The organism is Bifidobacterium sp. M0353 (assembly GCF_016100645.1).
Lineage (GTDB): Bacteria > Actinomycetota > Actinomycetes > Actinomycetales > Bifidobacteriaceae > Bombiscardovia > Bombiscardovia choladohabitans.
In genome coordinates this window covers 427,669-444,875 of the sequence record NZ_JACFSB010000001.1, presented here as the reverse complement: position 1 = coordinate 444,875, position 17,207 = coordinate 427,669, and the positions used below count along the sequence as shown (strand labels likewise).

The 17,207-nt window shown below is 64.4% G+C and carries 13 protein-coding genes; 3 read left to right on the top strand and 10 right to left on the bottom strand.

Annotation, left to right across the window (positions count from 1 at the left end; all coding sequences use genetic code 11):
• Nucleotides 1-17 precede the first annotated feature (17 nt).
• From H3V04_RS01625 to hisS, 6 genes are all read right to left on the bottom strand, one after another.
• Nucleotides 18-1,208, bottom strand: a complete 1,191-nt coding sequence (locus tag H3V04_RS01625) for an amino acid ABC transporter permease (RefSeq protein WP_198186993.1) — start codon at nt 1,206-1,208, stop codon at nt 18-20.
• Nucleotides 1,209-1,214: 6 nt separating this feature from the next.
• Complete coding sequence (locus tag H3V04_RS01620) at nt 1,215-1,892, bottom strand: amino acid ABC transporter permease (RefSeq protein ID WP_024627819.1); 678 nt, start codon at nt 1,890-1,892, stop codon at nt 1,215-1,217.
• Between the two features lies 1 nt (nt 1,893).
• Complete coding sequence (locus H3V04_RS01615; protein ID WP_198187486.1) at nt 1,894-2,724, bottom strand: glutamate ABC transporter substrate-binding protein; 831 nt, start codon at nt 2,722-2,724, stop codon at nt 1,894-1,896.
• A gap of 43 nt (nt 2,725-2,767) precedes the next feature.
• On the bottom strand, nt 2,768-3,583 hold the full coding sequence (locus H3V04_RS01610; protein ID WP_269748679.1) for an amino acid ABC transporter ATP-binding protein: 816 nt from the start codon (nt 3,581-3,583) through the stop codon (nt 2,768-2,770).
• A 185-nt stretch (nt 3,584-3,768) separates the two neighbouring features.
• Entirely contained in the window at nt 3,769-5,571 is a 1,803-nt protein-coding gene (gene aspS / locus H3V04_RS01605) for an aspartate--tRNA ligase (RefSeq protein WP_198179519.1), read from the bottom strand.
• A 39-nt stretch (nt 5,572-5,610) separates the two neighbouring features.
• Complete coding sequence (gene hisS, locus H3V04_RS01600; RefSeq protein ID WP_198179245.1) at nt 5,611-6,996, bottom strand: histidine--tRNA ligase; 1,386 nt, start codon at nt 6,994-6,996, stop codon at nt 5,611-5,613.
• Between the two features lie 84 nt (nt 6,997-7,080).
• Here hisS and H3V04_RS01595 point away from each other — a divergent pair, with 84 nt between their 5' ends.
• Nucleotides 7,081-8,604, top strand: a complete 1,524-nt coding sequence (locus H3V04_RS01595) for a DUF349 domain-containing protein (protein ID WP_198186992.1) — start codon at nt 7,081-7,083, stop codon at nt 8,602-8,604.
• 178 nt (nt 8,605-8,782) lie between these two features.
• On the opposite strand, the gene H3V04_RS01590 is transcribed toward H3V04_RS01595, so the two are convergent.
• The 3 genes from H3V04_RS01590 to H3V04_RS01580 all read right to left on the bottom strand — a co-directional run bounded on the left by H3V04_RS01590 (nt 8,783) and on the right by H3V04_RS01580 (nt 11,984).
• Nucleotides 8,783-11,143, bottom strand: a complete 2,361-nt coding sequence (locus H3V04_RS01590; RefSeq protein ID WP_232342413.1) for a bifunctional (p)ppGpp synthetase/guanosine-3',5'-bis(diphosphate) 3'-pyrophosphohydrolase — start codon at nt 11,141-11,143, stop codon at nt 8,783-8,785.
• A gap of 83 nt (nt 11,144-11,226) precedes the next feature.
• On the bottom strand, nt 11,227-11,691 hold the full coding sequence (gene dut, locus H3V04_RS01585) for a dUTP diphosphatase (RefSeq protein ID WP_154313602.1): 465 nt from the start codon (nt 11,689-11,691) through the stop codon (nt 11,227-11,229).
• Nucleotides 11,691-11,984: a DUF4193 domain-containing protein gene (locus tag H3V04_RS01580; protein ID WP_154313601.1), complete on the bottom strand. Its 294-nt coding sequence runs from the start codon at nt 11,982-11,984 to the stop codon at nt 11,691-11,693. Before H3V04_RS01580 ends, dut begins: the two co-directional genes overlap by 1 nt.
• A 167-nt stretch (nt 11,985-12,151) precedes the next feature.
• Here H3V04_RS01580 and sepH point away from each other — a divergent pair, with 167 nt between their 5' ends.
• Nucleotides 12,152-13,210 carry a septation protein SepH gene (gene sepH / locus H3V04_RS01575; RefSeq protein WP_154313600.1) on the top strand — a complete coding sequence of 353 codons (1,059 nt, stop codon included), beginning with the start codon at nt 12,152-12,154 and terminating at the stop codon, nt 13,208-13,210.
• 14 nt (nt 13,211-13,224) lie between these two features.
• On the opposite strand, the gene H3V04_RS01570 is transcribed toward sepH, so the two are convergent.
• Nucleotides 13,225-14,448 carry an alkaline phosphatase family protein gene (locus H3V04_RS01570; RefSeq protein ID WP_198186991.1) on the bottom strand — a complete coding sequence of 408 codons (1,224 nt, stop codon included), beginning with the start codon at nt 14,446-14,448 and terminating at the stop codon, nt 13,225-13,227.
• 114 nt (nt 14,449-14,562) lie between these two features.
• Here H3V04_RS01570 and H3V04_RS01565 point away from each other — a divergent pair, with 114 nt between their 5' ends.
• Nucleotides 14,563-17,196: a DNA topoisomerase (ATP-hydrolyzing) subunit A gene (locus H3V04_RS01565; RefSeq protein ID WP_198186990.1), complete on the top strand. Its 2,634-nt coding sequence runs from the start codon at nt 14,563-14,565 to the stop codon at nt 17,194-17,196.
• The last annotated feature ends 11 nt before the right edge of the window (nt 17,197-17,207 follow it).

Sequence of the window (17,207 nt, the reverse complement as noted above, 5' to 3'; positions counted from 1 at the left end):
CGGCCGGGAGCTCTTCGTCAGCTCCTGTTTCTGCCGTCTTTGTCGCTGCCGCCTTTCCCGTCCTTCCCGGTCTTGCCCTCGGCTTTCTGCTCGCCACCGGAGCGGCCGCCACGTCCAGGCTTGAGGAAGTCCGGAATCTCCAGACTCGCCTTGTGCGGATCGACCAGCGTGTCGGGCTGGGTCCTGTCATAGCCCTGGATGTAGCGGGTCTTCCTCCAGTGCTGGATGGAGGCGTTAGATCCACGGTGATGTGCATGGTACTTCAGCGGCGCGCCGCCGTACCGGTCCTCGTCCACCTCCTTGGCCACAGCTATCTGGTTGACATTGGAGGGATCCATGATGGCCACAGGCGCGGCAGGCTCCACGAAGTCGGCGGGGGCGGCGGTGCGCTCCTGCATCTTCTTGGGCAGCCAGCGGGCGAAGTGGGAGAGCAGGAAGCAGACGAAGAAGTAGACCACCGAGGCCACCACCAGGGTCTGCAGGATGTTGAAGTACATGGAACCCAGACGACGAGATTCCTGCAGCAGATCCGTATACATGATGATGGAACCCAGAGCCGTATCCTTGAGGACCACGACCAGCTGGGTCACGGCCGCCGGCAGCATGGCGTAGACGGCCTGCGGAACCTCGATCTGCATCAGCGACTGGGTCCTGGTCAGCCCCAGGGCCAGGGAGGCCTCGCGTTGACCGTTGGGCAGGTTGCCCACGCCCGAACGGATCAGCTCGGCCACCACGGAGCCGTTGTAGAGGATCAGCCCCAGCACGACGGCCCAGTAGGAGGCCTGGCTGACTCCGGCAAAGGCGAACCAGCGCCAGAAGAAGATCATCATCATCAACACCGGAACGGCCCGGCAGAACTCCACTATGATGCCTGAGACCGCCCTTACCAGTCCGTTGGGCAACAGACGGCCGATGCCGAAGATGAACCCGAAGACGACCGAGCCGATCACTGCGACAACCGAGGCTTTGATGGTCAGCCAGAGCCCGGGCAGGTAGAAGTCCGACCAGGCTTCATAGTCCAGGGCCGGGCGCCAGAGCTCCCAGCTCAACTGGTTCTCCCCGTCCGGGGGGTTGTGCAGCCGCATCAGCACCAGGATGACCACTACGGCGAAGATGATGGCGGCTATCCAGTTGGCGATTCGTATGGTGCGCCGGCCCTTGGGACCGGGCTGATCGAAGAGCAGCGAGCTCTCATTGTCCTGTGCCATGGCCGCTCACCTCCTCACTGCCAGCTTGTTGGACAGGTACGTGGTCAAAGCCCCGATGGGCAGAACCAGAATCACGTATCCCAAGGCGAAAATCAGGAAGATGGCCACGATGGCGTTGGCGTGGAACTCGATCATCTCACTCATCAGGGAGGAGCTCTCGGAGGCCACGGAGGCCGCTGCGGCAACGGTTGAGTTCTTCAACAGTGCGATGAAGGTGTTGCCCAGGGGCGCCACCGAACCGCGGAAGGCCTGGGGCAGAATGATCTGTGAGGCCGACTGGAAGAAGCTCAGCCCCAGGGCACGGGCCGCCTCGGCCTGGCCCAGAGGCACCGTGTTGATGCCCGAGCGCAGGGACTCGCAGACGAAGGCCGCCGTATACAGGGACAGGCCCGTCACCGCCAGCCAGAAGAAGTTGACGGAGAATTCCGGCGAGAAGCTGATCTTGAGCTGGGCGAAGGCACCCAGGACCATGAAGACCATGATGATGGTCAAAGGCATGTTCTGGAAGAACTCCACGTACCCTCGACCGACGGCCCGCAGGGAGGAGATGGGCGAGATGCGCATGATGACCAGGATGATTCCCAGGATCAGCGAGAAGAGAGCCGACCAGAGGGTCAGCTGGATGTTGACCCAGAAGGCCGCCGGGATGTCGTAGTCGGAAAACAGTTCGATGATGGTTGACATCTCACTCCCCTTCCACGGGCTTGGGCGGGTTGTAGCGCGGGTCGGGTTTGTAGTGGGTGCCCCGGGTGTTGTTCTCCAGTGCCCGCTGCCAGGAGCCGTTGGCCTCCATGTCGGTCAGGGCCGCGTTGATCTTGTGGGCCAGCTCGGTATTGCCCTTCTTGATGCCCACGCCGTAATACTCCTGGGTGAAGGGCTTGCCCACCAGCCGCAACCTTCCACGGGAGGCGGAGGCCAGACCTGCCAGGATGATGTCGTCAGTGGTGACCGCATCGACGATGCCGGAGAAAAGGGCGGTGGCGCATTCGGCGTAGCCCGGCTGCTCCATCAACTGGACCTCCTTGGCGAACCGTTTCTTGACCGTGACGGCAGAGGTGGATCCGGTCACCGAGCACAGCCGCTTGCCGTTGAGGTCCTCGGGGCCTCGGATATGATGGTCCTCCTTGCGCACCAGCAGGTCCTGGCCGGCGACGATGTAGGGTCCGGCGAAGGAGACTGCCCGCTTGCGCTCGTCAGTTATTGAGTATGAGGCCAGGATCATGTCCACGTCGCCGTTCTGGAGCATGGCCTCACGCTGTTTGGATGGAGCCTCCTTCCAGACGATGTCGTCGGCGCTGTAGCCCAGCTTGCCGGCGATGTATGTGGCCACGTCCACGTCGAAGCCCACATAGGTCCCGGCCTTCTTGAAGCCCAGGCCGGGCTGGTCGAACTTGATGCCCACCCGGATCTTGCCTGCCTCCTTGTCGGAGCCGCAGGCCGCCAGGGAGACCAGGCAACCCAGAGCGCACAGGATTGCGGTCAGATTCCTGACCAGCCGTTTCAGCGGCCGGCCCATGCCATGCATGCTTGCATTCATGCGGATATGCTTCCCTCCTGCTTCAGTGTGTCAGAATCTTGGACAGGAAGTCGGCGGCCCGCTGGGTCTGGGGGTGGTCGAAGAAGTCGTCGGGGTTGTCCTTCTCCAGGATGCGCCCATCGGCCATGAAGACGATATGATCGGCGGCCTGACGGGCAAAGCCCATCTCATGGGTCACGCAGATCATGGTCATGCCCTCCTGGGCCAGCTCGATCATGACATCCAGCACCTCGTTGACCATCTCCGGGTCCAGGGCTGATGTGGGCTCGTCGAAGAGCATGACCTTGGGCTGCATGGCCAAGGCTCGGGCGATGGCCACACGCTGCTGCTGGCCGCCTGAGAGCTGGGACGGCATCTTGGAGGCCTGGGATTCCACGCCCACCCGGGCCAGGAGGTCCATGGCCAGGTCCTCGGCATCCTTCTTGGGCATGTGGCGCACCTTGATGGGCGCCAGGGTCATGTTCTCCAGGATGGTCTTGTTGGCGAACAGGTTGAAGGACTGGAAGACCATGCCCACCTCGGCCCTGAGTCGAGCAAGGTCGCGTCCCTCCTGGGGCAGGGGCTCCCCCTCGATCCTGATGACACCCGAGTCGATGGACTCCAAACGATTGATGGTCCGGCACATGGTGGACTTGCCCGAGCCGGAGGGTCCGACCACCACCAGCACCTCACCGGTGTCGACCTGCAGGTTGATGTCCTTGAGGACGTGCAGGCTGCCAAAATGCTTCTCGACGTGGGCCAGTTCGACCAGCGGCCCGGACTTGTCCTTGACGGGGCGATCCGAGGCCGGTTTCTCCGGCAGAATCCGCTCCGACGGATGTTTGGTTGTTTCGCTCATATTGGGCAGTTTACTCATCCTTTGTTGCGGAACGGCCATAGAAACGGTTCTCCTGGAAAGCGGATGCAATGGCCAACCCCCCGGCCGGCCGGTCTGCAGCACATCAGAGGGTACAAACAATAAAGGCCGGAACCCCGCAGGATTCCAGCCCTTGTGGTCTCTCGTCCCTCAGTGACGGAATGCGCTCAGTCGGCATCCTCCTGATCCGGCTCCCAATCCACACCGGTCTCGGCGCGTTGCTGGTCGGAGATGGGAGCCGGGGCTCCGGTCATGGGATCCTGGCCGCCGCCGGACTTGGGGAAGGCGATGACATCGCGGATGGAGTCCGCCCCCGTCAAAATCTGTGCGGTCCTGTCCCAGCCGAAGGCGATGCCCGCGTGGGGCGGAGCGCCGTACTTGAAGGCATCCAGCAGGAAGCCGAACTTCTCCTGGGCCTCCTCGGGGCCGATGCCCAGCACCTTGAAGATCCGGTCCTGGATGTCGTCACGGTGGATACGCACCGAGCCGCCGCCCATCTCCTCGCCGTTGCAGACGATGTCGTAGGAGTCGCTCATGGCGTGCTCGGGATCCTTGTCGAAGCGGTCGATCCAGTCGGCCGAGGGCATGGTGAAGGGGTGGTGCATGGAGGTCCACTTGGAATGGCCCACGGCCACATCGTCGTCATCCGGGTCGTCGGTGGGCTTGAAGAGGGGGAAGTCCACCACCCAGGTCAGGGCGAATTCGTCGGGTTTGAGCAGCCCCTGGCGGCGGGCTATCTCCACACGGGCCGCACCCAGCAGGGTCTGCGAGGCCTCGCGGGGTCCGGCTGCGAAGAAGACGGCATCCCCGTCCGAGGCACCCACGGCCTCCTTGAGGCCCTGGCGCTCGGCATCTGACAGGTTCTTGGCCACGGGTCCCTTGAGGGTGCCGTCGCCGGTGAACTGGACGTATGCCAGACCCTTGGCACCCCGCTGGCGGGCCCACTCCTGCCAGGCATCGAACTGCCGGCGGGGCAGGTTGGCCGCGCCCTGGTAGACCACGGCACCCACGTAGGGGGCCTGGAAGACCCGGAAGGGGGTGTCCTTGAAGTACTCGGTCAGCTCGACGATGGGGTTGCCGAAGCGCAGGTCGGGCTTGTCGGAGCCGTACTTGTCCATGGCCTCCTGCCAGCTGATCCTGGGGATGGGCAGGCTGACCTCGAATCCCGCAGCCTTCCAGACCTCGGCGATGACCTGCTCGGCCATGGCCATGACATCCTCCTGGGAGGCGAAGCTCATCTCGATGTCCAGCTGGGTGAACTCGGGCTGCCTGTCGGCACGGAAGTCCTCGTCGCGGTAGCAGCGGGCGATCTGGTAGTAACGCTCGAAGCCGCCCACCATCAGCAGCTGCTTGAGCAGCTGGGGGGACTGAGGCAGGGCGTACCAGGACCCGGGCACCAGGCGGGCCGGCACTAGGAAGTCGCGGGCACCCTCGGGGGTGGACTTGATCAGCGTCGGTGTCTCGATCTCGCAGAAGTCCATCTTGTCCAGGGCGGCACGGGCGGCCCGATTCATGGCGGCCCTCAGACGGATGTTGTGCTGCATGGAGGGGCGGCGCAGGTCCAGATAACGGTAGCGCAGCCGCACATCCTCGCCGGGCAGCTTGTTCTCGGCTTCGTTCTCCAGGGCAGTGGACACCTGGAAGGGCAGGGCTGCCGACTTGGCCAGCACCTCGATCTTGTCGGCCACGATCTCGATGTGCCCGGTGGACAGATGCTCGTTGTCATTGCCCTCGGGCCGTTCGCGAACCTTGCCGGTGACCTGGATCACGTACTCGCTGCGCAGGGGGCGGGCCTCTTCCTCGTCGTAGATAACGATCTGGACCAGACCGGAGCGGTCACGCAGATCAATGAAGGCCACGCCTCCGTGATCCCGGCGGCGATCCACCCATCCGGCCACCGTCACCTGGCGACCGACCATATCCTGCGTGACATCCGTGGCGTAGCTCGTTCTGTAAGCCGACTGGCCCATGCTTTCCTGTACCTCCATAATGCTCGGCCTGCCCCTGCGTCAGACCTGGTATTCCACACTCTGCCGGGCATACAGGCTATCCGGCGTCCACGACACCAGGTCAGCCGGAACCTGTTCGCCGGTAATGATGTTCTTGACCTGGTCGCCCTCCTGCTGGCCCTCCTTGGCCGGGAACCAGACATAGGGGATGCCCAGGTGGTCGGCATAGCGAATCTGCTTGCCGATCTTGGCTGCGGTGGGAGCCACATCGGCAGCGATCCCCCTGGCCCTCAGGTCCTGGGCGATGTGGTTGCTGGCGGTGCGATCCTCCTCGTCCCAGACAGCGACCATGACCGCAGCCGGGGAGACACGGGAGGCCTGGACCCCCTGGGCCAGCAGGTAGGAGAGCAGGCGTGAAAGCCCGATGGACAGCCCCACACCCGGGTAGGTGCGGTTGCCCTGGCTGGCCAGGTTGTCGTAACGACCGCCGGAGCAGATCGAACCCAGGGACTGCGCCCCCTCCAGGAAGGTCTCGTAGACCGAACCGGTGTAGTAGTCCAGACCACGGGCGATCTTCAGATCGGCGATGACCGAGCCCGGCCGGATGCGGGCTGCCTCGTCGATGATCATAGCCAGCGTCTCCAGCCCCTCAATGGCCAGAGAATAAGAAGGGGACTGCTTGTCGATGCCGACCTTGTCGACCAGGGCATCGAACCGCTGGCGCAGCTGCTTGCCATCATCGGCGGTCAGCTCGGCCAGATCCAGGCAGGCCCTGGCCTGGTCCTGGTTGGCGCCGCACTCACTGACCAGCAGGTTGGCCACTTCGTCAGGGCCGATCTTGTCCAGCTTGTCGATCTCGCGCAGAACGCCCTCGACATCCTCCAAACCCAAACCCCGGTAGAATCCCTCGGAGAGCTTGCGGTTGTTGGCGTGCACGGTGGGCTTGGGCAGTCCGAAGGCCCGCAGCTCCTCCAGGGCGCTCAGCATGACCAGGGGCACCTCGACCTCGTAGTGGTCGGGCAGCTCCCCGTTGCCGATCACATCAATATCGGCCTGGACGAACTCCCTGAACCGTCCCTCCTGGGGGCGCTCCCCCCGCCAGACCTTCTGAATCTGCCAGCGCTTGAAGGGGAAGGTCAAGTCGTTGCTATTCTCCACCACATAGCGGCTCAGCGGCACGGTCAGATCAAAATGCAGGCCCAGCCTGCGCTCCACCGGTACATCCTTCTCCTGACCCAGGTCCTGCAGTCGGGAGAGCAGGTAGATCTCCTTGCTGGTCTCCCCCTTCTTGAGCAGGCTGGAGCCCTCTTCCACGGCCCTGGTCTCAATGCCGATGTAGCCGTTCAATTCAAAGACCTTGCGAAGCGTGTCGATGATGCGCTGCTCCACCACTCTTTGTGAAGGAAGCCATTCAGGGAAACCGGATAGAGATGTGCCTTTTGCCATAAGAACCTATACTATAGGAGGTCAAGGAAAATGGTATTGCCATATTTTGCGATCTCTCCAACACACAAGCCTAAGGAGCTGGCCATGGCCGACAACACCGCCATCACACCCGAGAACACCTCGACACCGCAGGAGGAGCACACCGCGGACGCGGAGGGCCAGGTCGCCGCTGCGACGACGCCCGAAGCCGGACAGACCGCTTCTACTGAGGATGCGGCGACCCAGAGCGCACCGGTTCCGGCTGAGACGAAGCCTGCAACTGCCGAAGCGCCTGCTGCACCCAAGCCCAAGGCGGTTCCCTCCCCTGCTGCTCTGGCCCACAAGGCCCCTCACGTCAAAGCCGCTCCAGCCGCCCCCACCTACAGCCAGGAGGAGATCGACAAGGCTGAATCCTTCGGCCGGGTGGACGAGCAGGGCAACGTCTTCGTCCGCGAGGGCGACCAGGAGCGCCAGGTGGGTCAGTTCCCCAACGCCGATGCCAAGGAGGCCCTGAACCTCTACGCCCGCCGATACCTGGACCTCAAGGAGAAGCTCAACCTCTTCGCATCCCGGCTGCGCAGCCCCAAGATCAAGGCCCACGAGATCGACGAGTCCATAGCCTCGCTCAAGGAGGAGACCAGCCAGCCCGAGGCCGTCGGCGACTTGGCCGCCCTGCGCACGCAGCTGGACCAGCTGGCCGAACAGGGCCAGGCCCGTAAGGCCGAGCTGGCGCAGGCCCGCAAGGACGCCATGGCCAAGGCCATCAAGGAGCGGACCGCCATCGTGGAGAAGGCCGAGGCCCTGGCCGCCTCCCTGGGCGACTCCACCAACTGGCGTTCCACAGCGGACAAGTTCGGTTCACTTTTCGAACAGTGGCAGCACCACCAGCGCACCACCATCCGCATCGACAAGGCCGACGCGGACGCGCTCTGGAAGCGCTTCTCCTCCGCCCGCACCACCTTCAACCAGGCCCGCCGCAAGTGGGCCCAGCAGCGTGACGCCCAGCGGTCCGAGACCAAGCGGATCAAGGAGGAGATCATCGCTGAGGCCGACCAGATCAAGGACTCCACCGACTGGGGACCCACCTCCCGCCAGTTCAACGAGCTCATGGACCGTTGGAAGCAGGCCGGACGGGCGGGCCGTCAGGATGACGATGCCCTCTGGGCCCGGTTCCGTCAGGCCGCGGATGTCTTCTTCAACGCCCGTCAGGCCGACCGTGACAAGACCTCCGTCAACGAGCGCGAGAACCTGACCAAGAAGGAGGCCCTGGTGGCCAAGGCCGAGGCCCTGCTACCCGTCAAGGACACCAAGACAGCCAAGCAGGCCCGGCAGGAACTGGCCAGGATCCAGGAGGAATGGGACGCCATCGGTTTCGTCCCCCGTGACGACGTGCGCAGGATCGAGGGCAGGATGGATGCCGTCGACCGGCAGATCAAGGCCGTGGAGGATGCGGCTTGGAACCAGTCCGACCCAGAGGCCGATGCCCGAGTCTCCAGCTTCGAGCAGCAGCTGGCCGCCCAGCTTGAGGATCTGGATCGTCGTATCGCCGCCGAGCAGGATCCGGCCAAGAAGCAGGAGCTGGAGGCCGAGAAGGCCACCAAGGAGCAGTGGATGAACGCCGTGCGCTGACTGCAGCCGTTTCCGCTAGGACCCCCGGCCTGGTCATTGACCACCGGGGGTCCTTCTGTAACCTCCGTTGATAACCATCTTTGAGACTTTGGCCAGACAAATTTCCGAGGTACCAAGGATGCTGTCGCAAGAGAGTAGAGGAAAGCAGGACATAGCTGTGGTTGGCTGCAGGGGAAGGTCAGATGGCCCGCATATGGGGGCTGGCCGAACCCTTGGCTCCGGTCAGCCGGTAGGCATCGAAGACCCCGTCAATCTTCCTGACAGCCGACAGGAGGGTGTTCAGATGCTGGGGGTCGCCCATTTCGAAGACGAACTGGCTGACCGCCACCCGGTCCCGGCCTGTGGACTGGCTGCCCGAAAGGATATTGACGCCATGGTCGGACAGCACCTGGGTGATGTCCGAGAGCAGATGGGGCCGGTCCAGGGCCTCCACCTGAATCTGGACCATGAAGGTGCCCTGCTTGCCCGTCCAGGAGACCTCGATGATCCGCTCGGGCTGCTTCTTGCGCAGGTCCAAGAGGTTCTGGCAGTCGGACCGGTGGACCGAAACACCCTGATTGCGGGTGATGAACCCGGTGATGGGGTCTCCCGGCACTGGGGTGCAGCAGCGTGCCAGCTTGACCCAGACATCGTCCACACCTTTGACCGAGATCCCCTGGGAAGTCTCCGGCCGGCTGGACTTGGCGACCCGTTGCAGGGGAATGGCCTCCTGCTCCACCTCGTCCTCAAGGGCTGACCGGCCTGCGTCATGGACCAGCCGGGAGATCACGTTCTGGGTGGAGACCTGTCCGTCGCCGATGGCGGCGTAGACGGCATTCTCATTGGGATAGTTGAGCTCGTCGGCGGCCCCCACCATGGCTTCGGGAGTCAGCAGGGTGGCCACGGGCAGGTTCCGCTTGCGCATGGCGCGGATCAGCTCGTCCTTGCCCTCCTCGATGGTCTCCGAACGGCGCTCCTTGCTGAACCACTGACGGATCTTGCTGCGGGCGCGGGGGCTCTTGGCAAAGCTGAGCCAGTCGCGCGAGGGCCCATCGGTATCCGACTTGCTGGTCAGAATCTCAACCGTGTCCCCATTGCGCAGCTTGGTATCCAGGGGGACCAGACGGCCATTGACACGCGCACCCATGGTTCTGTGGCCGACCTCGGTGTGGACGGCATAGGCGAAGTCCACCGGCGTGGAATCGGCGGGCAGGGAGATGATCTTGCCCTTGGGCGTGAACACGTAGACCTCGGCCGAACCCAGATCGTCCTTCAAGGAGCCCAGAAATTCATTGGAGTCCGGGGTCTCGCTGGTCCAGTCGGCCAGCTGCTGGATCCAGGTCAGGTTGTCCTCCTGGCTCAGCTCCCCCTCCTGGCGCTCACGCTTGACATCGGACTTGTCAGGCTGGGAGAGCTCACGGCCGGCGGAACCATTCTCCTTGTACTTCCAGTGGGCGGCGATGCCGAACTCGGCGCGACGGTGCATCTGCCAGGTGCGGATCTGAATCTCGACCGGCTTGCCGCCCGGACCCACCACCGTGGTGTGCAGGGACTGGTAGCGGTTGGTCTTGGGCATGGCTATGTAGTCCTTGAACCGCCCCGGCACCGGGCTCCAGCGGGCATGGACGGCGCCCAGGGCCGCATAGCAGTCGCGGATGGTGTCCACGATGATGCGCACGCCGACCAGGTCGTAGATGTTGGCGAAATCGTGCCCGCGCACAATCATCTTCTGGTAGATGCTGAAGTAGTCTTTGGGCCGACCCGTCACCTGGGCCTTGATGCCCTGGGCGTCCAGATCCTCGTGAATCTCGTCCAGGATCTGCTTCAGGTAGACCTCGCGCTGGCCGGCCCTGCGGGAGACCAGGACCACGATCTCGTTGTAGATCTTGGGATAGAGGGTCTTGAAGCTGAGCTCTTCCAGCTCGGTCTTGATGGCGTTCATACCCAGCCGGTTGGCAAGGGGCGCATAGACATCCAGGGTCTCGCGGGCCTTGCGCTGTGCCGATGAAGCCTTGACATAGCGCCAGGTGCGTGCGTTGTGGACCCGGTCGGCCAGCTTGACCACCAGAACGCGCACATCCCGGCTCATGGCCACGATCATCTTGCGGATGGTCTCGGCCTGAGCCGAATCGCCGTAGTCCATCTTGGATATTTTGGTGACCCCGTCCACCAGACCGGCCACCGTGTCGCCGAACTCGTCCCTGCACTGCTCCAGGGTGTAGTCGGTGTCCTCCACGGTGTCGTGCAACAGGCCGGCCGAAACCACTGTGGGCCCCATGCCCAGGTCTGCCAGAATCTGGGCCACAGCCAGTGGATGGATGATGTAGGGCTCGCCGGACTTGCGCCTCTGGTCGGCATGCTGAACCGCGGCCCGGTCATAGGCGCGCTGAAGCATGGACAGATCTTCATCGGGATGATGAGCGGAGCAAATCTCCCAGATGGGCATCAGGGGGTTGAGCGGGTCGTCGCTGACCTCGCAGCCCAAGGCTCTGGAGGACAGGCCGGAAGGGGCCTGATCGCCGACATCATTGCTACAGACGCTGCCCTCCTGAGTGACCATTCAAGCCTCCAATGTCCTGATATAATGCACCAATCCTACACTTGCGTCTGGCCCATTCAGGCCGCCCGTGTCCGAAGGGTGCCTCAGCGGCCGGTCGAGCCGAATCCGCCATCCGAACGCACCGAGCCGGGCAGGCGTTCGGCGGGCACGAAACGGGCCTGCACGTAGCGCTGGATGACCAGCTGTGCGATGCGCTCCCCGGGTTCGAAGTGGACCGACTCATGCGGATCCAGGTTGATCAGCGGCACCTTGATTTCGCCCCGGTAGCCGGCATCGATGGTCCCGGGCGCGTTGAGCACGGTCACCCCCATTTTGACCGCCAGCCCCGAGCGTGGATGAACCAGGCCGACGTAGCCGTTGGGCAGGGCCAGTGCCACTCCCGTGGGCACCAAGGCCCGCTGGAAGGGGGCCAGATCCACAGCCACACTGGCTCGCAGATCGGCCCCCGCATCGCCGGGCATGGCGTATTCCGGCACCTCGGCCCCATCCAGGGACTGGAACAGGACCTCGACCGTTTCAGGCTCGTTGTAGGACTCGTCATAGGCCATCAGGCGGCGCACTCCTTGCAGACGGGCTTGCCGTCGGGGGTGGTGTAGGCCAGCTGGCTCCGGTGCTTGACCAGGAAGCAGTTGGAGCAGATGAATTCATCGCCCTGCATGGGGATGACGGTCACCGAAGAGTCCTCATTGCTCAGGTCGGCGCCAGGCAGCTCGTAGTCCTCGGCGATGGCGTTCTCGTCGTCGTCAAGGTCAGCCCCGGCATCCTGGCCGTTTTTGCCAAGCTCCTGCAGGGATTCCTCGTCTTCGTCCTTGTCGCGCGGGGTATCGTAATCCTGTGCCATCGTGTACCCTTTCCTTGTTCGACCAGCCACCTCGTATGCCGGTCATTTCACACGATATGTACTGCGCATAGGATACACGATTTCAAAAGCACGTAAAATACCAACCGTAGGGCACAATGGAAATACCTAAGGCCGTGTAAAGGAACCGTAAGAGGATAGGGGCGTGCATGTCTGAGAATGGGACCAGGGTGGCCAGCTTTGACCATGTCGACGACAGGGGCGATCTGGTCTTCGTCTGTGACCACCGGCACTTCGCCGTAAGGGTCGACGATGCGCTTGATCGCGCCATTCTTGAGGCCAAGCAGGTCAAGGAGGAAGAGGACGTGGACCCCCAGACCGGCAAGTCCAAGCCACTGCCTGTATCAGCCATTCAGGCTGCTGTGCGCGCCGGCGCCCGCCCAGAGCAGGTGGCTCAGCAATACGCTGTCAACGAAGCGCTGGTACGGCGTTTCGCGGCCCCTGTGGAGACCGAAAAGAAGTACGCCATCGAGCAGTTCCTGACCATGCCGGCGCCCAAGGGGTCGGGCGGGCGAAACTACCAGGAACTGATCGGCAAGGTGCTGGCCCGTGCCGGGGTCAGCCTGTCACAGGTTTCCTGGCAGGCCACCAGACGAGGGTACGAACCCTGGAACATCAACGGCGTGTTTACGCTGGACAAGCGGATCTTCAACGCCCGCTGGGCCTGGAACATGCATGACAACACCGTGACCTGCATGAACGGGGCGGCCAGGATGCTGCTGGACGATTCCGCAGACGACCATGGCCAGGAGCGTCCCGGCTGGGACCAGGGTCCCGCCGAAGAGATCGACGACCAGACCGACAGGCGACCTCCAAACCAGGAGGATGCCCTTGCCCGAATCGGGGAAGAGGACCGTGGTTCGGACGACCAGGAGGACGGCGAGCGCCAGGCGGCACTCACAGCCTGGCTCTATGGCAAGCCCAAGGAAGGCCAGGAGCGGACAGCCGAGCGAAAGCCCAGCCACCCCAGTGCGGAACTGACCGAGGACCCCGACACGGCCGAGCATCCTCCCATCCGAGACAATGAATCCACCATGGTCCTGCCCGTACAGAACCATGGGCAGAGCCAGGAGCCGGAACAAGGCGATGATGCCGGTCAGGATGAGCAGGAGGACGAGACCAGGGAGGGCCGCCGCGGCAAGCGGGCCAAAAAGCACTCCGGGCGGTCGGCCGTACCCAGCTGGGACGAGATCCTCTTCGGCAAGTAGTCAGAGGCAAGTAGTCAGACCAGATCGATCAGACAGGGGATCTGCGTCTCCAGACGGGTCCATGAGCCATGCACACCAGGCAGTCTGGTTGCGGCATCAGTCTGATCTGCAGAATTCACCAGGGTGACCCGGTCGCCGGCCAGAACCAGAAGGTCGCCAATCATGGGTCGAACCCGGGTGTCCACAGGGCCGAAGATGCCCCGTTGTATGGCCTGATCCCGGGTCAGCACCCAGGCCCGCTCCCCCAGACGCTGGTGCCAGCGTGCAGCCACCACCTGGGGATCCGCCCCCTGGTCCAGGTAGAGCATGACCGCCCTGGGCTCACCGCCCACCAGTCGCACATCCCGGTTCAGCTCCGGGTCCTGGGCGATGTCAATGCGCTGGTCCGGATCAGCCTCGACCATGCCATGATCGGCCACGATCACCGTCAACGTCCCGGCGGGCAGGCGGCGATGAAGCTCGGCCAGCTGGGCATCGGTCGCTTCGAGGGCGGCCACCCACTCCTCGCCCTCCCAACCGCTGTGGTGGCCCACCTTGTCCACATCGCGGATATAGAGGTAGGTCAGCCCCGGCCGGCGGGCGGCCTGGCAGGCGGCCAGGAGACGCTGACGGGAGTGGTTGTGGGCCAGGTAGTCCCCGCCACGCAGAGCAGCCCGTGTCAGGGCGGAGTTACGAAAACGCGGCATACCCGACGAGGTCACCCGGACACCCTGCGCCTGGAGGGTCTCGAAGACCGTGGGGCGGCGCTGCAGACGCTCGGGATCCTGGGCCCCCCTGAACTGGATCATCTGGCCCAGCTGGCCGGTGTCCGGATTCAGCTGGGTGTAGCCGGTCATGCCGGTCAGTCCAGGGCTGGTTCCGGTGCCGAAGACCCCCATGGCCGCCACGGTCGTCGAGGGCAGGCTGGTGTAGAGGGGACGCTGGTTGATGGGTTCGGACAGCAGCGAGCGCAGGTAGGGCACATGGCCCTGGCGGCTGACCAGGTTCCAGAATCCCAAGCCGTCCACCAGGACGACGACCACCGACCGGGCTTCCGGCAGTCCCAGGGCCTCCTGGAGGGTCTTGGCAGACGGATGGACGTCAGTGGACACGGGCGTTCCCAGACAGGCGCTCAGGGCGGGCAGGACGGCGGACAGATGCCTGGCCCCGCCAACCTGCCTGTCCCCCGCCCGGTCCCCGTATCGGATAGGCGGACTCGGCCGCAGCAGTTCCTTCATGTCAGGTGTATCCAGACCCATGCCTTCCATTCAAGCACGGTCAGACCCCAGGCCGACACTGCATCCCTGCTGTGAATGCTTTGGCGGACCGTCCGGTTATCATAAGGCGGAACGTGAAGGAGCAGGAGCTGGAGCATGGCAACTCATCGCAGGAGCAAGGCGGCGGGGTACGACCCCCGGCAGGTCAAGGAGCACATCGTCGAAACCCCCCTGAACGAGGAGATGAGCAAGTCCTTCCTGGAATACGCCTACTCGGTCATCTACGCCAGGGCCCTGCCCGACGCCCGCGACGGACTCAAACCGGTCCAGCGGCGGATCATCTACCAGATGGGCCAGATGAACCTCAATCCCGACCGCCCCTACATGAAGTCGGCCAGGGCCGTGGGCGAGGTCATGGGCAAGCTGCACCCCCATGGCGACTCATCCATCTACGAGGCCATGGTCCGCCTGGCCCAGCCCTTCGCCATGCGCCTTCCCCTGGTCGACGGCCACGGCAACTTCGGATCCCTGGACGACGGACCGGCGGCCTCCCGCTACACCGAGGCCAGGCTGGCCCCGGCGGCCCTGGGCATGAACGCCGACATCGACCAGGACACGGTGGACTTCTCCCCCAACTACGACAACAAGCTCAAGGAGCCCCAGGTCCTGCCCTCGGCCATCCCCAACCTGCTGGTCAACGGGGCCTCGGGCATCGCCGTTGGCATGGCCACCAACATGATCACCCACAACCTGGGCGAAGTGGTGGCCGCCGCCAAGTATCTGATGGCCCACCCGGACGCAAGCCTGGACGAGCTCATGCGCTACGTACCCGGTCCGGATCTGCCAGGCGGCGGAATCATCGTGGGACGGGACGGCATCCGCAAGGCCTACGAGCACGGCCGGGGTGCCTTCGTGACCAGGTCCGTCACCCACCTGGAGAACGTGACCGCCCGCAAGAAGGCCATCGTGGTCACCGAACTGCCCTTCATGGTGGGCCCAGAGCGGGTTCTGGAACGCATCTCGGATGGGGTGCGCAACCACAAGCTGGAGGGCATCTCCAGCGCCATCGACCTGACCGATCGGCACAACGGGACCCGCCTGGTCATCGAGATCAAGACGGGATTCGACCCAGCTAAGGTCCTGGGCAAGCTCTACAAGTACACGCCCCTGGAGGACTCCTTCACCATCAACAACGTGGCCCTGGTCCATGGACGGCCCAGAACCATGGGGCTCAAGGAGCTGTTGGAGGTCTGGGTGGAGCACCGGCGCACGGTCATCCATCGGCGCAGCGAGTTCCGCCGCAAAAAGGCCCTGGAGCGCCTGCACCTGGTCGAGGGGCTCCTGCTGGCCCTGGTCGACATCGACGAGGTCATCCAGGTCATCCGCAGCTCGGACGATGCGGATGCGGCCAAGACCAGGCTGATGGCGGTCTTCGACTTGGATCAGATCCAGGCCCAGTACATTCTTGACCTGCGGCTGCGGCGGCTGACCAAGATGAGCCGGATCGAGCTGGAGGGCGAGCGCGACGACCTGAACAAGCAGCTGGAGGAACTGGAGCGGATTCTGGGCTCCTCGTCCGAGCTGGACCGGGTGGTCATCCAGGAGATGGATCAGGCGGTGGCCCAGTGGGGCACGCCCAGGCGCACGGTCATCCTGGACCAGGAGCCCTCCGGTGACCTGGCCCCCGTGCAGTCGGCGGCCGGCGATCAACAGACCACTCAGCAAACCTCAGGCAAAGTGGGTGCTGGCTCCCAGGCTGCGCTGCTGGCCGGCGGAGGAAGCGGCAGCGGTGGCGACGGCGGCGACCTGCACATGGAGGACAAGCCCTGCACGGTCATGATGAGCGCCACCGGCCTGCTGGCACGCAGCACCCCGGGCGCCCTGGATGCCTGGCGGTCCCGCCCGCGCAACCAGGACCGTGGGCACGATGACCAGATCATCGCCATATTCGCCACCACCACCCTGGCCACCTACGGCCTGGTCACCACGGCTGGACGGCTGATCACCGCACCTGTGGCCGACCTGCCGCTGATCCCGGCCACCGCCAACCCCAACCTGGGCGGGGGCATCGTGGCTGACGAGCTCCTTGGCGGAACCGCCAGCACCGAACCCCAGGCCGACGAGCACGCCGTCACCGTCATCGACATGGCCGACTCCCGACCTCTGGCCCTGGGCACACGCCTGGGCACGGTCAAGCGCTGGAACCGCGAGTCGCCGACCACCATGGACTCCTGGTCGGTCATCGACCTGAAGGACGGCGACCAGGTGGTCTTCGCGGCCCCCTGCCAGGACGGGGACCGCATAGTGCTCATCTCCTCGGATTCCAGCCTATTAACCTTCACCGGGGACAAGGTTCGCCCTCAGGGCCGCAATGCCGCCGGCATGGCGGGTATCCGTCTGGCCCAGGGCTGCCAGGTCGCCACCTTCGCGGTCGTGCCGGCCGGGGAGATCGGTTGGACCTACCAGGAGACCGGCGAGGATGGGATGAGCACCCAGGCCGGGGCCGTGGTCCTGACCGTGGCCGGCGACTCCGAGGCCCTTCCAGGCACCGAGAACGGCTCGGCCAAGCTGACCCCGCTGGAGATGTATCCGGTCAAGGGCCGCGGAACGAAAGGCGTGCGCTCCCAACGCTTCCTGAAGGGACAGGACACCCTGCTGCTGGCCCGGGTGGGTGCCTGGCCCCTGCGCGCCAGCACCGCTGCCGGTTCCCCGGTCGAACTGCCCGATGTGGACATGCGTCGGGATGCCTCCGGCCAGGAGCTGGCAGCGCCCATCGCCTTCGTGGCCTGAGGGCGCTCAGC

Coding starts and splice junctions, on each gene's coding strand:
- sepH (WP_154313600.1), top strand. CDS start 12,152: ATGTCTGAGAATGGGACCAGGGTGGCCAGCTTTGACCATGTCGACGAC.
- aspS (WP_198179519.1), bottom strand. CDS start 5,571: ATGGGCCAGTCGGCTTACAGAACGAGCTACGCCACGGATGTCACGCAG.
- H3V04_RS01590 (WP_232342413.1), bottom strand. CDS start 11,143: ATGGTCACTCAGGAGGGCAGCGTCTGTAGCAATGATGTCGGCGATCAG.
- H3V04_RS01565 (WP_198186990.1), top strand. CDS start 14,563: ATGGCAACTCATCGCAGGAGCAAGGCGGCGGGGTACGACCCCCGGCAG.
- H3V04_RS01625 (WP_198186993.1), bottom strand. CDS start 1,208: ATGGCACAGGACAATGAGAGCTCGCTGCTCTTCGATCAGCCCGGTCCC.
- H3V04_RS01615 (WP_198187486.1), bottom strand. CDS start 2,724: ATGGGCCGGCCGCTGAAACGGCTGGTCAGGAATCTGACCGCAATCCTG.
- dut (WP_154313602.1), bottom strand. CDS start 11,691: ATGGCCTATGACGAGTCCTACAACGAGCCTGAAACGGTCGAGGTCCTG.
- H3V04_RS01595 (WP_198186992.1), top strand. CDS start 7,081: ATGGCCGACAACACCGCCATCACACCCGAGAACACCTCGACACCGCAG.
- H3V04_RS01570 (WP_198186991.1), bottom strand. CDS start 14,448: ATGGGTCTGGATACACCTGACATGAAGGAACTGCTGCGGCCGAGTCCG.
- H3V04_RS01580 (WP_154313601.1), bottom strand. CDS start 11,984: ATGGCACAGGATTACGATACCCCGCGCGACAAGGACGAAGACGAGGAA.
- H3V04_RS01620 (WP_024627819.1), bottom strand. CDS start 1,892: ATGTCAACCATCATCGAACTGTTTTCCGACTACGACATCCCGGCGGCC.
- H3V04_RS01610 (WP_269748679.1), bottom strand. CDS start 3,583: ATGAGCGAAACAACCAAACATCCGTCGGAGCGGATTCTGCCGGAGAAA.
- hisS (WP_198179245.1), bottom strand. CDS start 6,996: ATGGCAAAAGGCACATCTCTATCCGGTTTCCCTGAATGGCTTCCTTCA.